Origin of the sequence: Streptomyces sp. NBC_00726, assembly GCF_045161735.1 — a bacterium.
Lineage (GTDB): Bacteria > Actinomycetota > Actinomycetes > Streptomycetales > Streptomycetaceae > Streptomyces.
In genome coordinates this window covers 1,332,683-1,346,861 of the sequence record NZ_CP108983.1, presented here as the reverse complement: position 1 = coordinate 1,346,861, position 14,179 = coordinate 1,332,683, and the positions used below count along the sequence as shown (strand labels likewise).

Annotated in this window: 18 protein-coding genes; 17 read left to right on the top strand and 1 reads right to left on the bottom strand. The window is 73.1% G+C overall.

From position 1 onward, the window contains the following. Window positions 1-15 precede the first annotated feature (15 nt). The 6 genes from hisH to OG338_RS06010 all read left to right on the top strand — a co-directional run bounded on the left by hisH (window position 16) and on the right by OG338_RS06010 (window position 4,547). The gene (gene hisH / locus OG338_RS06035; RefSeq protein ID WP_073864622.1) at window positions 16-657 is read left to right on the top strand and encodes an imidazole glycerol phosphate synthase subunit HisH; all 642 of its coding nucleotides are present in this window, start codon (window positions 16-18) and stop codon (window positions 655-657) included. Then, on the top strand, window positions 657-1,382 hold the full coding sequence (gene priA, locus OG338_RS06030) for a bifunctional 1-(5-phosphoribosyl)-5-((5-phosphoribosylamino)methylideneamino)imidazole-4-carboxamide isomerase/phosphoribosylanthranilate isomerase PriA (protein ID WP_147972921.1): 726 nt from the start codon (window positions 657-659) through the stop codon (window positions 1,380-1,382). The genes hisH and priA overlap by 1 nt, the downstream gene beginning before the upstream one ends. Then, a complete protein-coding gene (locus OG338_RS06025; RefSeq protein ID WP_405936325.1) occupies window positions 1,379-1,783 on the top strand; it encodes a RidA family protein in 405 nt (134 codons plus the stop codon). Before priA ends, OG338_RS06025 begins: the two co-directional genes overlap by 4 nt. Continuing rightward, entirely contained in the window at window positions 1,780-2,535 is a 756-nt protein-coding gene (gene hisF, locus OG338_RS06020) for an imidazole glycerol phosphate synthase subunit HisF (protein WP_073968225.1), read from the top strand. The genes OG338_RS06025 and hisF overlap by 4 nt, the downstream gene beginning before the upstream one ends. Before the next feature lie 139 nt (window positions 2,536-2,674). After that, complete coding sequence (locus OG338_RS06015) at window positions 2,675-3,262, top strand: ArsR/SmtB family transcription factor (RefSeq protein WP_405936324.1); 588 nt, start codon at window positions 2,675-2,677, stop codon at window positions 3,260-3,262. Window positions 3,263-3,287: 25 nt separating this feature from the next. Further along, complete coding sequence (locus OG338_RS06010; RefSeq protein ID WP_405936323.1) at window positions 3,288-4,547, top strand: MFS transporter; 1,260 nt, start codon at window positions 3,288-3,290, stop codon at window positions 4,545-4,547. Window positions 4,548-4,563: 16 nt separating this feature from the next. Here the strand turns inward: OG338_RS06010 and OG338_RS06005 are convergent, their stop codons facing one another. Continuing rightward, entirely contained in the window at window positions 4,564-5,196 is a 633-nt protein-coding gene (locus OG338_RS06005) for a TIGR03085 family metal-binding protein (protein WP_405936322.1), read from the bottom strand. An 85-nt stretch (window positions 5,197-5,281) separates the two neighbouring features. On the opposite strand from OG338_RS06005, the gene hisI reads away from it, so the two are divergent. The 11 genes from hisI to lgt all read left to right on the top strand — a co-directional run bounded on the left by hisI (window position 5,282) and on the right by lgt (window position 14,138). Beyond that, window positions 5,282-5,665 (top strand): phosphoribosyl-AMP cyclohydrolase, encoded by a 384-nt coding sequence (gene hisI / locus OG338_RS06000; RefSeq protein ID WP_405936321.1) that lies wholly within the window; start codon window positions 5,282-5,284, stop codon window positions 5,663-5,665. Window positions 5,666-5,676: 11 nt separating this feature from the next. Beyond that, window positions 5,677-7,164 carry an anthranilate synthase component I gene (locus tag OG338_RS05995; RefSeq protein WP_405936320.1) on the top strand — a complete coding sequence of 496 codons (1,488 nt, stop codon included), beginning with the start codon at window positions 5,677-5,679 and terminating at the stop codon, window positions 7,162-7,164. A gap of 61 nt (window positions 7,165-7,225) precedes the next feature. Next, complete coding sequence (locus OG338_RS05990; protein ID WP_405936319.1) at window positions 7,226-7,882, top strand: TIGR02234 family membrane protein; 657 nt, start codon at window positions 7,226-7,228, stop codon at window positions 7,880-7,882. Window positions 7,883-8,004: 122 nt separating this feature from the next. Beyond that, window positions 8,005-8,253, top strand: coding sequence for an HGxxPAAW family protein (locus OG338_RS05985; protein WP_405940332.1), 249 nt, complete (start codon window positions 8,005-8,007; stop codon window positions 8,251-8,253). A 137-nt stretch (window positions 8,254-8,390) separates the two neighbouring features. Next, window positions 8,391-8,825 (top strand): DUF2752 domain-containing protein, encoded by a 435-nt coding sequence (locus OG338_RS05980; RefSeq protein WP_405940331.1) that lies wholly within the window; start codon window positions 8,391-8,393, stop codon window positions 8,823-8,825. Window positions 8,826-8,952: 127 nt separating this feature from the next. Further along, entirely contained in the window at window positions 8,953-9,762 is an 810-nt protein-coding gene (trpC, locus tag OG338_RS05975) for an indole-3-glycerol phosphate synthase TrpC (RefSeq protein ID WP_405936318.1), read from the top strand. Window positions 9,763-9,769: 7 nt separating this feature from the next. Then, window positions 9,770-9,937 (top strand): tryptophan biosynthesis modulator TrpM, encoded by a 168-nt coding sequence (trpM, locus tag OG338_RS05970; RefSeq protein WP_405936317.1) that lies wholly within the window; start codon window positions 9,770-9,772, stop codon window positions 9,935-9,937. A gap of 118 nt (window positions 9,938-10,055) precedes the next feature. Then, complete coding sequence (gene trpB, locus OG338_RS05965) at window positions 10,056-11,342, top strand: tryptophan synthase subunit beta (protein WP_405936316.1); 1,287 nt, start codon at window positions 10,056-10,058, stop codon at window positions 11,340-11,342. Next, window positions 11,339-12,151: a tryptophan synthase subunit alpha gene (gene trpA / locus OG338_RS05960; RefSeq protein WP_405936315.1), complete on the top strand. Its 813-nt coding sequence runs from the start codon at window positions 11,339-11,341 to the stop codon at window positions 12,149-12,151. Before trpB ends, trpA begins: the two co-directional genes overlap by 4 nt. 75 nt (window positions 12,152-12,226) lie before the next feature. Then, window positions 12,227-13,045, top strand: a complete 819-nt coding sequence (locus OG338_RS05955; protein WP_405936314.1) for a thioredoxin domain-containing protein — start codon at window positions 12,227-12,229, stop codon at window positions 13,043-13,045. A 115-nt stretch (window positions 13,046-13,160) separates the two neighbouring features. After that, the gene (gene lgt / locus OG338_RS05950) at window positions 13,161-14,138 is read left to right on the top strand and encodes a prolipoprotein diacylglyceryl transferase (RefSeq protein ID WP_405936313.1); all 978 of its coding nucleotides are present in this window, start codon (window positions 13,161-13,163) and stop codon (window positions 14,136-14,138) included. The last annotated feature ends 41 nt before the right edge of the window (window positions 14,139-14,179 follow it).

Sequence of the window (14,179 nt, the reverse complement as noted above, 5' to 3'; positions counted from 1 at the left end):
AGCGACGAGCGACACGTGGATACGAAGAAGAAGGTCGTCGTCTTCGACTACGGCTTCGGCAACGTCCGTTCCGCCGAGCGCGCCCTCGCCCACGTCGGCGCGGACGTCGAGATCACCCGCGACTTCGACGCCGCGATGAACGCGGACGGGCTGCTGGTGCCCGGCGTCGGCGCGTTCTCGGCGTGCATGGAGGGCCTGAAGAAGGCCCGCGGCGAGTGGGTCATCGGCCGCAGGCTGGCCGGCGGACGCCCCGTCATGGGCATCTGCGTCGGCATGCAGATCCTGTTCGAGCGCGGCATCGAGCACGGTGTGGAGACCGAGGGCCTGGACGAGTGGCCCGGCACGGTCGGCCCGCTGAAGGCCGACGTCGTCCCGCACATGGGCTGGAACACCGTCGAAGCCCCCGAGGACTCCCAGCTGTTCGCCGGACTCGACGCCGGGGCCCGGTACTACTTCGTGCACTCGTACGCGGCGCACGACTGGGACCTCGAAGTCACCAACCCGAAGATCCGTGCCCCCAGGGTCACCTGGGCCACGCACGGCGAACGGTTCGTGGCGGCCGTGGAGAACGGCGCGCTGTGGGCCACCCAGTTCCACCCCGAGAAGTCCGGCGATGCCGGCGCCCAGCTGCTGACCAACTGGATCGAGACGCTGTAATGCCGAAGCTTGAACTGCTCCCCGCCGTAGACGTCCGCGACGGCCAGGCGGTCCGCCTGGTGCACGGCGAGTCCGGCTCCGAGACCTCCTACGGCTCCCCGCTGGAGGCCGCACTCGCCTGGCAGCGCGCCGGCGCCGAGTGGCTGCACCTGGTCGACCTGGACGCCGCCTTCGGCACCGGGGACAACCGGGCCCTCATCGCCGAGGTCGCCGGCGCCATGGACATCAAGGTCGAGCTGTCCGGCGGCATCCGCGACGACGCCTCGCTCGCCGCCGCCCTCGCCACCGGCTGCCGCCGCGTCAACCTCGGCACCGCCGCCCTGGAAACACCCGAGTGGGTCGCCAAGGTCATCGCCGAGCACGGCGACAAGATCGCCGTCGGCCTCGACGTGCGCGGCACCACGCTGCGCGGCCGCGGCTGGACCCGCGACGGCGGCGACCTGTACGAGACGCTGGCCCGCCTCGACTCCGAGGGCTGCGCGCGCTACGTCGTCACCGACATCGCCAAGGACGGCACGCTCCAGGGCCCCAACCTGGAGCTCCTGAAGAACGTCTGCGCCGCCACCGACAAGCCCGTCGTCGCCTCCGGCGGCGTCTCCTCGCTGGACGACCTGCGCGCCATCGCCTCGCTGGTCCCGGCGGGCGTCGAGGGCGCGATCGTCGGCAAGGCCCTGTACGCGAAGGCGTTCACCCTCGAAGAGGCGCTGGAGGCGGTCTCCGTATGACCGAATCCGCATCCGTGCGCCGCGTCTCCTCCGGTGCCCCCTGGGAGGAGAAGTTCGGCTACTCCCGCGCCGTCGAACTGCCGAACGGCCTGGTGCTCGTCTCCGGCTGTACGTCGGTGGTGGGCGGCGAGATCGCCGCGGGCGGCCCGTACGACCAGACGGTCACCGCCTTCGGCGTCGCCCTCGACGCGCTGAAGGAGCTGGGCCTCGGCCGCGAGGACGTCGTCCGCACCCGGATGTACGTCATGCACGCCCGGGACACCGACGAGGTCGGCCGCGCCCACAAGGAGCTGTTCGACGCCGTGCGCCCCGCCGCCACCATGGTCGTGGTCTCCGGCTTCGTGGACCCGAGCCTGGTCGTCGAGGTCGAGGTCGAGGCATACCGGGCGGGTGCGCGATGAGCCTCGCGGTACGCGTCATCCCCTGCCTCGACGTGGACAACGGCCGGGTCGTCAAGGGCGTCAACTTCCAGAACCTGCGGGACGCGGGCGACCCCGTCGAGATGGCGAAGCTGTACGACGCCGAGGGCGCCGACGAGCTGACCTTCCTGGACATCACCGCGTCCAGCGGCGACCGGGAGACCACCTACGACGTGGTGCGCCGCACCGCCGAGCAGGTCTTCATCCCGCTCACGGTGGGCGGCGGCGTCCGCACCCCGGACGACGTCGACAAGCTGCTGCGGGCCGGCGCGGACAAGGTGGGCGTCAACACGGCGGCCATCGCCCGGCCCGAGCTGATCCGGGAGATCGCCGAGCGCTTCGGCCGCCAGGTCCTGGTGCTCTCGGTGGACGCCCGGCGCACCCCCGAGGGCACGTTCGAGGTCACCACGCACGGCGGCCGCCGGGGCACCGGCATCGACGCCGTCGAATGGGCCCACCGGGCGGCGGAACTGGGCGCCGGCGAGATCCTGCTCAACTCGATGGACGCCGACGGCACGAAGGACGGCTACGACACCGAGATGATCGCCGCCGTCCGCAAGCACGTCCGCGTCCCCGTCATCGCCTCCGGCGGCGCCGGCCGGCTCGCGGACTTCGCACCGGCCATCGACGCCGGGGCCGACGCGGTCCTGGCCGCGTCCGTCTTCCACTTCGGCGACCTGCGGATCTCCGAGGTCAAGGGCGCACTGGCGGAGGCCGGTCACCCGGTGCGCTGACCCGCCGGTTCACGTGTGCACAGCCATGGGGCGCCCTTCCTCGGGAGGGCGCCCCAGCGGCGTACGCGCACCAAAACGCGCAAGACTTCTTCCGCAATAAATATTGCGCAAGTTTTCTTTTCTACCTACGCTCACCGGCATGGCACACGACGAATCCCGCCGGGTCTCCGACCTCGGCACCCTCAAGGCGTTCGGGCACCCCCTGCGGATGAAGCTCTACCGGGCCCTCTACATCGCCCGGCAGGCCACCGCGTCCCAGCTCGCCGAGCAGGTGGACGAGGCGGTCTCGCTCGTCAGCTACCACCTGCGCAAGCTCGCCGACCACGGCCTGATCGAGGAGGCGGACCGGCCGGGCCGGGACGGCCGCGAGCGCTGGTGGCAGCCCGCGTCGGAGGGGCTGACCTTCCACGACGAGGACTTCAGCGACGCGCCCGAGAAGGCCGCGACGCACTCCGCCGTCACCCGGCTCTCCTTCGACCAGCACGTCGAGATGTACCGCCGCCACCTCGACGCGAACCGCACCTGGCCCGCCGAGTGGCGCCGCGCCTCCTTCGGCTCCGAATACCTCGCCCGGCTGACCGCCGCCGAACTCGCCGCGCTGGCCTCCGAGATGAACGACCTCATCAAGCGCTACGAGCAGCGGGGCCGTGCCCGCGAGGAGGCCGGCGACGGCGAGAGCCGCGAGAACGTCGCGCTCCATGTGTACGGCTTCCCGTTCCGCACCTGACCCGGCCCCCCGAGAGGACGCGACCGTGACCGCCACCCTGCCCGCTCCCGCCGAGTTCCCCGCCGAAGCCCCCGCCCGCCCCGCCCACCGCGACGGCAACGTCCTGCGCTGGCTCGGCGCGTACACCGCGTCCATGATCGGCGACAGCGTCTACTACATGGCCCTCGCCTGGGCCGCCGCCCGCACCGGCAGCGCCTCGCAGACCGGCCTGGTGCTCGCCGCCGGCTCCCTGCCCCGGGCGGTGCTCCTGCTCGGCGGGGGAGTGCTCGCCGACCGGCTCGGCCCGCGCCGCGTGGTCGTCGCCAGTGACACCGTCCGCTGCCTGGTGATCCTCGGCCTCGCCGGGACCCTGCTGCTCACCTCGCCCGCGGTGTGGACGCTGATCGCCGTCGCGCTCGTCTTCGGCGCCGTCGACGCCCTCTTCCTGCCCGCCGTGGGCGCCCTGCCGCCCAGGATCACCGCCGCGTCCCAGCTCGCCCGCGTCCAGGGCCTGCGCGGCCTCGCCACCCGGACCGCCAACGTCATCGGCGCCCCGCTCGGCGGCGTCGCCGTCGCCCTCGGCGGCCCGGCCCTCGCCTTCGCCGCGGCCGGCGTCCTCTTCGCCGTCTCGCTCCCGCTCCTGCTGGCCGTACGACTGCACCCGCTGCCCGCACCCGAGGCCGCCGCCCCCACCGGCAGCGCCCGGCACGAGCTGGCGGACGGCCTGCGCCACATCCGCCGCCACCCGCTCCTCGGGCCCCTGACGCTCGTCGTCGCCGTCAGCGAACTCGGCTTCGTCGGCCCCCTCAACCTCGGCCTCATCCTGCTCAGCGACGAACGCGGCTGGGGCGCCTCCGGCATGGGCTGGGTCGTCGCCGCCTTCGGCACCGGAGCGGGCGCCTCCGCCCTCCTCCTCGCCGTACGAGGCCGCGTCCCCAGGGCCGGACTGGTCATGTGCCTGACCGTCCTCGTCGGGGCCTTCGCCATCGCGGCCCTGGCCTATGTGCCCTCCGTACCGCTCGCCGCGGCCGTCGCGGTCCTCGTCGGACTCTTCGCCGGCCTCGGCGGCTCGCTGTGCGGCGCGCTCACGCAGACCGTCACCGACCCGGCCTACCTGGGCCGCGTCACCTCGGTCTCCACGCTCTTCACGCACGCCCTCGCGCCGCTCAGCTACCCCGTCACCGGCGCCGCCGTCGCCCTCTGGGGCACCGGCCCGGTCTTCGTCGCCGGCGCCGCCCTGTGCGTGGCCGGTGCGGGTACCGGCCTCGTCCTCGCCCCGCTCCGCCGGGCGGAACTCCCGGGCTGACCGTGGCGTACGCGGGTCACATCCCGAGCTTCGCCTGCGTCACCCGCCCGATCGCCTCCGGCTCGCCCTCCAGCTCCACCCGCGCCGCGTCCTGCCGCCCGAACGCGAACAGCAGCAGCTCGCCCGGCTCACCCGTCACCGTCACCACCGGCGTCCCCCGGTGCGCCACCGCGGTCTGCCCGTCCGGGCGGCGCAGCACCAGGCCCACCGGCGCCTTCCGGCCCAGCATCCGCGCCGCCTTCTCCGTACGCGACCACAGCACATCCGCGAAGACCGGGTCCAGCTCACGCGGCGTCCAGTCGGGCTGCGCCCGGCGCACGTCCTCCGCGTGGATGTAGAACTCCACCGTGTTCGCCGCCTCGTCCAGCTGCTTCAGGCCGAACGGGGACATCCGGGGCGGGCCGGTCCGGATGAGCTGGATCAGCTCCTCGTACGGCTTCTCGGTGAACTCCGCCATGACCCGGTCCCGGCGGCTCTTCAGCGGCCCGATGACGATCCCGGCCGCCGCGTCCGGCCGCCGCTCCCGCACCACCACATGGGCCGCGAGATCACGGGCCGTCCAGCCGTGGCAGAGGGTCGGGGCCTGCGGGCCCGCCGCCTCCAACAGGTCGGCGAGCAGAAGACGTTCGCGCTTCGCATGGGTCGACATGCCCGCCAGCGTACGACCGCCGTCCCCCGTCCGCCCAGTGGACGCCCGCCCGGACACCCCGCGCCACCACGGCACAATGGGGCCCATGAGCAGCACGCCCCCGCCCGGCACCCCCCGGACCGCCAGCGACCTCGACCCGGCCATCGCCGCCCGCCTCAAGCGCGGCACCGACGGACTGGTCCCGGCCGTCGCCCAGCAGTACGACACCGGCGAGGTGCTGATGCTGGGCTGGATGGACGACGAGGCGCTGCACCGCACCCTCACCACCGGCCGCTGCACCTACTGGTCGCGCAGCCGCCAGGAATACTGGGTCAAGGGCGACACCTCGGGCCACATCCAGCTGGTCAAGTCCGTCGCCCTGGACTGCGACGCCGACACCGTCCTCGTCAAGGTCGACCAGACCGGCGCCGCCTGCCACACCGGCGACCGCACCTGCTTCGACGCCGACGTTCTGTTTCTCGGGCAGTAGGGTCTGCCGCCATGGACCTCGACACCTTCCGCAAGCTGGCCGTCGACCGGCGCGTCATCCCCGTCACCCGCCGCCTCCTCGCGGACGGCGACACCCCCGTCGGGCTCTACCGCAAGCTCGCGGGCGAGCGCACCGGCACCTTCCTGCTGGAATCCGCGGAGAACGGCCGCACCTGGTCGCGCTACTCGTTCATCGGCGTACGCAGCGCCGCCACGCTCACCACCCGCGACGGCGAGGCCCACTGGCTCGGCGCCCCGCCGGTCGGCGTCCCCACCGAAGGCGACCCGCTGCACGCCCTGCGCGCCACCATCGAGGCCCTGCACACCCCGCACGACCGCGAATCCGGCCTCCCGCCCTTCACCGGCGGCATGGTCGGCTACCTCGGCTACGACATCGTGCGCCGCCTGGAGAAGATCGGCGAGAGCGGCGGCGACGACCTCAGGCTGCCCGAGCTGACCATGCTGCTCACCTCCGACCTCGCGGTCCTGGACCACTGGGACGGCAGCGTCCTGCTCATCGCCAACGCCATCAACCACAACGACCTGGCCACCGGCGTGGACGAGGCGTACGCAGACGCGGTCGTCCGGCTCGACGCGATGGAGCGCGACCTGCGCCGCCCCGTCGAGAACGCCCCCGCCGCCCTGCCGCCCTCCGAGCTGCCCCCGTACACCGCGCTCTGGGGCGGCCGGGCCTACCAGGACGCCGTCGAGGACGTGAAGGAGCGCATCCGGGCCGGCGAAGCCTTCCAGGTGGTGCCCTCCCAGCGCTTCGAGACCCCGTGCACCGCGAGCGCCCTCGACGTCTACCGGGTGCTGCGCGCCACCAACCCCTCGCCGTACATGTACCTCTTCCGGTTCGACGGCTTCGACGTCGCCGGGTCCAGCCCCGAGGCCCTGGTCAAGGTCGAGGACGGCCGGGCCATGGTCCACCCCATCGCCGGCACCCGGCACCGCGGCGCCACCCCGCAGGAGGACCAGGCCCTCGCCGACGAACTCCTCGCCGACCCCAAGGAGCGCGCCGAGCACCTGATGCTCGTCGACCTCGGCCGCAACGACCTGGGCCGGGTCTGCGAACCGGGCAGCGTCGAGGTGGTCGACTTCATGTCCATCGAGCGCTACTCGCACGTGATGCACATCGTCTCCACCGTCACCGGCAAGGTCGCCGAGGGGCGCACCGCCTTCGACGTGCTGACCGCCTGCTTCCCCGCCGGCACCCTCTCCGGCGCCCCCAAGCCCCGCGCCCTCCAGATCATCGAGGAGCTGGAACCCACCCGCCGGGGCCTGTACGGGGGCTGCGTCGGCTATCTCGACTTCGCCGGGGACTCCGACACCGCCATCGCCATCCGCACCGCCCTGCTCCGCGACGGCACCGCCTACGTCCAGGCGGGCGCGGGCGTCGTCGCCGACTCCGACCCGGTCGCCGAGGACACCGAGTGCCGCAACAAGGCGGCGGCCGTCCTCCGCGCCGTCCACACCGCCAACCGCCTCGGCGGCGCCTGAGCCGTACGCCGGTGCCTCCCGGCCAGGGGCGCGGTGGGGCGTTCCCGGCCGGTGAGGGATAGTGGAGTACGTGAGTGCCGTCCCCGTACCCCAGCCCCGTACCGAAGCCGCCGCCGCGCCCGACAGTGCGGGGAGCCGCCGCACCCTGGCCGCCGGCCTGCTCCTCGGGGCGGCCGGCGCGACCGTCGTCCTGCTCGCCTCCGGGCAGACCTGGGCCGAGGGCAAGGCCCCCGTCGGCGGCGGCAGCCTGCCGCTGAGCGCCGACGGGCAGGACGTCACCGGACTCCCCGCCGCCCTCGCCATCGTCGGCCTGGCCGCCCTCGTCGCCGTCTTCGCCGTACGCGGCGGCGGCCGGCGCGTGGTCGCCGGACTCCTCGCGCTCAGCGGACTCGGTGCCGCGCTCAGCGCCTTCATCGGCGCGTCCGACAGCGGGGCGCTGGACGAGAAGGCCGCGCGCACCAGCGGCGACGCCGCCGCCACCATCACCGCCCTCAGCCACACCGCCTGGCCGTACGTCACGGCGGCCGGCGGCCTGCTGATCCTGCTCGCCGGGCTGCTCGCCCTGCGCTACGGCAGCCGCTGGCCCACCATGTCCGGGCGCTACGAGCGCGACGGCACCCCCCGCCCCCGCAAGGCCCCGCGCCCGCTCGACCCCGACCGGCCCGAGGATCTGTGGAAGGCCCTGGACCGCGGCGAGGACCCGACGCGCGAGGCATGACCCCCCAGCTCACGTCCTACCCGCACGTACGGGACAATGACGGTGAGCTGGCACAGCGGCACGGGCCGTGGGCACAGCGACCCGAGCGATTCCAACAGCGCAACACCAACGAGGAGCAACTCATGGCGGGCAGCAGCCACGGACACACCCCGGCCGCCTGGACCGGTGTCATCATCGCCTTCATCGGCTTCTGCGTCGCGGGCGTCTTCATGGTCGCGGCCAACCCGGTCGGCTTCTGGGCCGGCATGGGCGTCGTCCTGCTCGGTGGTGTCGTCGGCCTCGCGATGAAGGCCGCGGGCCTCGGCATGCCGAAGGAGCCGGCCGAGCTGGTCGCCGCCCGCGCGCGCGCCGGCCAGGCGCAGACCTCCTGACCCCCGCACCACGTATGCCGGAAAGGCGCGGCCCGGACCGGGCTGCGCCTTTCCGCGTCAGCGGCGACAATCACCGGGTGGACGCAACGCCAACGCAGAACCCCGCCCCGGCTCCCGGGCCGCCGCCCTTCGCCCCCGTGCGGGCACCCCTCTTCCCCACGGCCCCCGCCGGCGCCTCGCGGCTGCGGCGGACCGCCGTCCCGGTGGGTGTGCTCGCCGCCGTCGTCGGGGCCTTCGGATACGTCGCCACCGTCGACCCGAACCAGCCCGGCCACTACCCCGTCTGCCCGCTGCTGCGGTTCACCGGGATCTACTGCCCCGGCTGCGGCGGCCTCCGCAGCGCCCACGCCTTCGCCCACGGCGACCTGGCCGCCGCCTTCGGCGCCAACGCGCTCGCCGTCGTCGGCTACGGGATCTTCGCCGTGCTGTGGGCCGTATGGCTGATCCGCGAGGCCCGCGGAAAGCCCCTGCGGATCGCGCTGCGGCCGGTGCACTGGTGGGCGATCGGCGCCGTACTGCTGCTTTTCACGGTCGTCCGGAACCTCCCCTTCGGCTCCGGGCTCGCCCCGTGAAGTCCCAGGTAGTGGGACAGCCGCCGGGTGGATGCGAGGCCGGCGCCCTCCTGCGGATAACATCGGAGTGGCTGATCCTGTGGCCTGTTGGATTTTTTTGTCACCGTTCCGGAAGGGGGCCGCTCGCGTGAGTGTGCTCGACGAGATCATCGACGGCGTACGCGCCGACCTCGCGGAGCGGCAGGCGCGCGTCAGCCTCGACGAGCTCAAGGAACGCGCCGCCCGCGCCCCCCAAGCCAAGGACGGTGTCGCCGCCCTGCGCGGCGAGGGCGTGACCGTCATCTGTGAGGTCAAGCGCTCCAGCCCCTCCAAGGGTGCGCTGGCCGCCATCGCCGACCCGGCCGCGCTCGCCGCGGACTACGAGGCCGGCGGGGCCTCCGTCATCTCCGTCCTCACCGAGGAGCGCCGCTTCGGCGGTTCGCTGGCCGACCTGGAGGCCGTCCGCGCCAAGGTCGACATCCCGATCCTCCGCAAGGACTTCATCGTCACCTCGTACCAGCTGTGGGAGGCACGCGCGTACGGCGCCGACCTCGTGCTGCTGATCGTCGCCGCCCTCGAACAGGAGGCCCTGGTCTCCCTGATCGAGCGCGCCGAGTCCATCGGCCTCACGCCGCTGGTCGAGGCGCACGACGAGGAGGAGGCCGAGCGCGCCGTCGAGGCCGGCGCCCGGATCATCGGCGTCAACGCGCGGAACCTCAAGGACCTCAAGGTCGACCGCTCCACCTTCGAGCGCGTCGCCCCCGAGATCCCCGGCCACATCGTCAAGGTCGCCGAGTCCGGCGTCCGCGGCCCGCACGACCTGATCGCCTACGCCAACGCCGGCGCGGACGCCGTGCTGGTCGGCGAGTCCCTGGTCACCGGCCGCGACCCGCGGACCGCCGTCGCCGACCTCGTCGCCGCCGGCGCCCACCCGGCGCTGCGCCACGGACGGGGCTGACCCGGACGTGTCCCCCCTTCCGCACCCCGAGCCGATGCGCTGCGCGCTGCCCTCGTGGCACCGCGGCTGCCGGGCGCCCGCGCGCCGGGTGCACGGCCGGCGGGTGCGGTACGTGATCGGCGCCGAGCCCGGTCAGGTCAACGGCATGCGATGGCGCACGGGACGCGCGCCGTAGAGCGAGCCGGGCCGCCTTCCCGCGTGCCCGAAACCGCCCCGGTCCCGGACCGGGGCGGCGCTCCGCCCACGGCGCAGACGGTGCCATCACCCCTGTGACGACGAGGAGCACGTCCCGCATGTCTTCCGACTTCTTCATCCCGGACCCGGAGGGTCTGATCCCCAGCGCCGAGGGCTACTTCGGCGCGTACGGCGGCAAGTTCATCCCGGAGGCGCTGGTCGCCGCCGTGGACGAGGTCGCCGTCGAGTACGAGAAGGCCAAGGCCGACCCCGCGTTCGCCGCCGAGCTCGGCGAGCTGATGGTCCACTACACTGGACGGCCCAGCGCCCTCACCGAGGTCCCCCGCTTCGCCGAGCACGCCGGCGGCGCCCGGGTCTTCCTCAAGCGCGAGGACCTCAACCACACCGGATCGCACAAGATCAACAACGTGCTGGGGCAGGCCCTGCTGACCCGGCGCATGGGCAAGACCCGCGTCATCGCGGAGACCGGCGCCGGCCAGCACGGCGTCGCCACCGCGACCGCCTGCGCCCTCTTCGGCCTCGACTGCACCATCTACATGGGCGAGATCGACACCGAGCGCCAGGCGCTGAACGTGGCGCGCATGCGCATCCTCGGTGCCGAGGTCATCGCCGTGAAGTCCGGCTCCCGCACCCTCAAGGACGCCATCAACGAGGCGTTCCGCGACTGGGTCGCCAACGTGGACCGCACTCACTACCTCTTCGGCACGGTCGCGGGCCCGCACCCCTTCCCGGCGATGGTCCGCGACTTCCACCGCGTCATCGGTGTGGAGGCCAGGCGGCAGATCCTGGAGCAGGCCGGCCGGCTGCCGGACGCCGCCGTGGCCTGCGTCGGCGGCGGCTCCAACGCCATCGGCCTCTTCCACGCCTTCGTACCCGACGCGGACGTCCGCCTGATCGGCTGCGAGCCCGCCGGACACGGCGTGGAGACCGGCGAGCACGCGGCGACCCTGACCGCGGGCGAGCCCGGCATCCTGCACGGCTCGCGCAGTTACGTCCTCCAGGACGACGAGGGCCAGATCACCGAGCCGTACTCCATCTCGGCCGGTCTGGACTACCCGGGCATCGGCCCCGAGCACGCCTACCTCAAGGACGTGGGCCGGGGCGAATACCGCGCCGTCACCGACGACGCGGCCATGCGGGCGCTGCGCCTGCTCTCCCGTACCGAGGGCATCATCCCGGCCATCGAGAGCGCGCACGCGCTGGCCGGGGCGCTGGAGGTCGGCAAGGAGCTGGGCAAGGACGGGCTGATCCTGATCAACCTCTCCGGGCGCGGCGACAAGGACATGGACACGGCGGCCCGCTACTTCGGGCTGTACGACACCGACGCGGCGGTCGAGGCGGACGCCGGCAGCCGGAACGCGGAGATCGAGGGGGACGCGCTGTGAGCGGCAACATCGAACTGCTGAACACCACGCTCGCCGCCGCGCGGGCCGAGGACCGGGCCGCGCTCATCGCGTACCTGCCGGCCGGCTTCCCGACCGTCGACGGCGGCATCGAGGCAGTCAAGGCCGCCGTGGCGGGCGGCGCCGACGTCATCGAGGTCGGGCTGCCGCACAGCGACCCGGTGCTCGACGGCCCGGTCATCCAGACCGCCGACGACATCGCGCTGCGCGGCGGCGTGCGGATCGCCGACGTGATGCGCACGGTGCGCGAGGCCCACGAGGCCACCGGGGCGCCGATCCTGGTCATGACGTACTGGAATCCGATCGACCGGTACGGCGTCGAGCGGTTCACGGCCGAGCTGGCCGAGGCGGGCGGCGCCGGGTGCATCCTGCCCGACCTGCCGGTCCAGGAGTCCGCGCTGTGGCGCGAGCACGCGGGGCGGCACGGCCTGGCCACCGTCTTCGTCGTCGCGCCCAGCAGCAAGGACGAGCGGATCGCCACCATCACCGACGCGGGCTCCGGCTTCGTCTACGCCGCGTCCCTGATGGGCGTCACCGGCACCCGCGCCTCGGTCGGCGCACAGGCCCAGGACCTGGTCCGGCGGACCCGGGCCACCACCGAGCTGCCGGTCTGCGTCGGCCTCGGCGTGTCCGACGCCACCCAGGCCGCGGAGGTCGCCGGCTTCGCCGACGGCGTCATCGTCGGCTCGGCCTTCGTCAAGTGCATGCTGGACGCCCCCGACGAGGCGGCCGGGCTCGCGGGCGTCCGTTCGCTGGCGGCCGATCTTGCCGAGGGTGTTCGAAAGCGCTGACACCTGAGGTAACCCGAACGGGTGGACCTCGGTCCGGGGAGGCACGCGAGTGCCTCCCCGGGTCGTTTGCGCGGTGTGAGCGAGAAGAACGAACAGGGTAAGAGGGCCGCGCGAGACCGGCTGATCCAGCAGCGCGAGCAGGCGAAGGCGCGCGACCGCCGGCGCCGCACGCTGATCGTGTCCACGGCCGTGGTGGGGGTCCTGGGCCTGGCCGCCGTCGTCGGCGTGATCGCGGCGAACACCGACGGCAAGAGCGACAAGTCCAAGGCGTCCGGACCGGCCGTCGCCCCGTCCGGGGCGACCGGCAAGGACGCCCTGGCGATCCGGGTCGGCGCGGACGACGCCCCGTCCACCCTCACCATCTGGGAGGACTTCCGCTGCCCGGTATGCGCCCAGTTCGAGACCGCGTTCCGCGACACGATCCACCAGATGGAGCGCGACGGCCAGATCAAGGTCGACTACCACCTCGCCACGATCATCGACGGCAACATGGGCGGCAGCGGCTCCCTCAAGGCGGCCAACGCGGCCGCCTGCGCGCAGGACGCCGGCAAGTTCTCCGCGTACCACGACGTGCTGTACAGCAACCAGCCGGCGGAGACCGACGACGCCTTCGGCGACAACGACAAGCTGATCGAGCTGGCCAAGAAGGTCGACGGCCTCGACACGGCCGAATTCCGCGGCTGCGTCGAGGACGGCAAGCACGACACCTGGGTGCAGAAGTCCAACAAGGCGTTCAGCGAGGGCGGCTTCCAGGGCACTCCGACGGCCCTGCTCAACGGGGAGTCGATCTTCCCGAAGAAGGGCGACGAGGCGATCACCGTGGCCAATCTGAAGAAGTGGGTCGCCGAGGCCAACAAGGGCAAGGAACCGGCCACCCCCACGGCCACACCGTAGGGCCGGGGGCCGTTTCCACAGGGCCGGCCGGGGGAATCGACGGCCCGCTCGTTACCCAGACGTTGCCGGGCGGGTTGTCCTCCCTCCCGTCCGGCAGGGTAGCGTCGACGCTGCCATGAACCTTGCCTACATTCCCAGCCCGTCGACCGGCGTGATCGATCTCGGACCGATCCCGCTCCGCGGCTACGCGTTCTGCATCATCATCGGTGTCTTCGTCGCCGTCTGGTTCGGCAACAAGCGCTGGGTCGCCCGAGGAGGCACCAGCGGCACCGTTGCCGACATCGCCGTCTGGGCGGTGCCCTTCGGGCTTGTCGGCGGCCGGCTCTACCACGTCATCACCGACTACCAGCTGTACTTCAGCGACGGTGAGGACTGGGTCGACGCCTTCAAGATCTGGCAGGGCGGCCTCGGCATCTGGGGTGCGATCGCGCTGGGCGCGGTCGGTGCCTGGATCGGCTGCCGCCGCCGCGGCATCCCGCTGCCCGCCTGGGCCGATGCCCTCGCCCCCGGCATCGCCCTCGCCCAGGCGTGCGGCCGCTGGGGCAACTGGTTCAACCAGGAGCTGTACGGCAGGGCGACCGACGTCCCGTGGGCGCTGAAGATCAGCGACGGCCCGAACCGGCTGGCCGGCACCTACCACCCGACCTTCCTGTACGAGTCGCTGTGGTGCGTCGGCGTGGCGCTCCTGGTGGTCTGGGCCGACCGCCGCTTCAAGATGGGCCACGGCCGGGCCTTCGCGCTGTACGTCGCGGCGTACTGCGCGGGCCGCGCGTGGATCGAGTACATGCGGGTGGACGAGGCGCACCACATCCTGGGCCTGCGGCTCAACGTGTGGACCGCGCTCATCGTGTTCGTGCTCGCCGTGACGTACATCGTGATCTCGGCGAAGATCCGCCCGGGCCGCGAGGAGATCGTGGAGCCGGGGGCGCCGGAGGCGCCGGAATCCTCGGACGAGGCGGAGGACGCGGACGCGTCCGAGTCGGACGAGCCGGAGGCCGCGGAGGCGGAGGCCGATGCGAAGCCGGATGCCGATGCGGATGCGGACGCGGACGCGCCGAAGGCGGACGGAACGGCGGAGGCCGCGAAGGGCTGACGCCGCGCGCTAGCTGAGTGAGGGGCCGCCGGGATTCCGGC

What these genes read in the sequence shown, in the direction of transcription:
- OG338_RS05985 (WP_405940332.1), top strand. Translation starts at nt 8,005, where the DNA reads ATGGCGGGCAGCAGCCACGGACACACCCCGGCCGCCTGGACCGGTGTC.
- OG338_RS05995 (WP_405936320.1), top strand. Translation starts at nt 5,677, where the DNA reads ATGGACCTCGACACCTTCCGCAAGCTGGCCGTCGACCGGCGCGTCATC.
- OG338_RS06025 (WP_405936325.1), top strand. Translation starts at nt 1,379, where the DNA reads ATGACCGAATCCGCATCCGTGCGCCGCGTCTCCTCCGGTGCCCCCTGG.
- trpB (WP_405936316.1), top strand. Translation starts at nt 10,056, where the DNA reads ATGTCTTCCGACTTCTTCATCCCGGACCCGGAGGGTCTGATCCCCAGC.
- hisF (WP_073968225.1), top strand. Translation starts at nt 1,780, where the DNA reads ATGAGCCTCGCGGTACGCGTCATCCCCTGCCTCGACGTGGACAACGGC.
- hisI (WP_405936321.1), top strand. Translation starts at nt 5,282, where the DNA reads ATGAGCAGCACGCCCCCGCCCGGCACCCCCCGGACCGCCAGCGACCTC.
- OG338_RS06015 (WP_405936324.1), top strand. Translation starts at nt 2,675, where the DNA reads ATGGCACACGACGAATCCCGCCGGGTCTCCGACCTCGGCACCCTCAAG.
- OG338_RS06005 (WP_405936322.1), bottom strand. Translation starts at nt 5,196, where the DNA reads ATGTCGACCCATGCGAAGCGCGAACGTCTTCTGCTCGCCGACCTGTTG.
- priA (WP_147972921.1), top strand. Translation starts at nt 657, where the DNA reads ATGCCGAAGCTTGAACTGCTCCCCGCCGTAGACGTCCGCGACGGCCAG.
- lgt (WP_405936313.1), top strand. Translation starts at nt 13,161, where the DNA reads ATGAACCTTGCCTACATTCCCAGCCCGTCGACCGGCGTGATCGATCTC.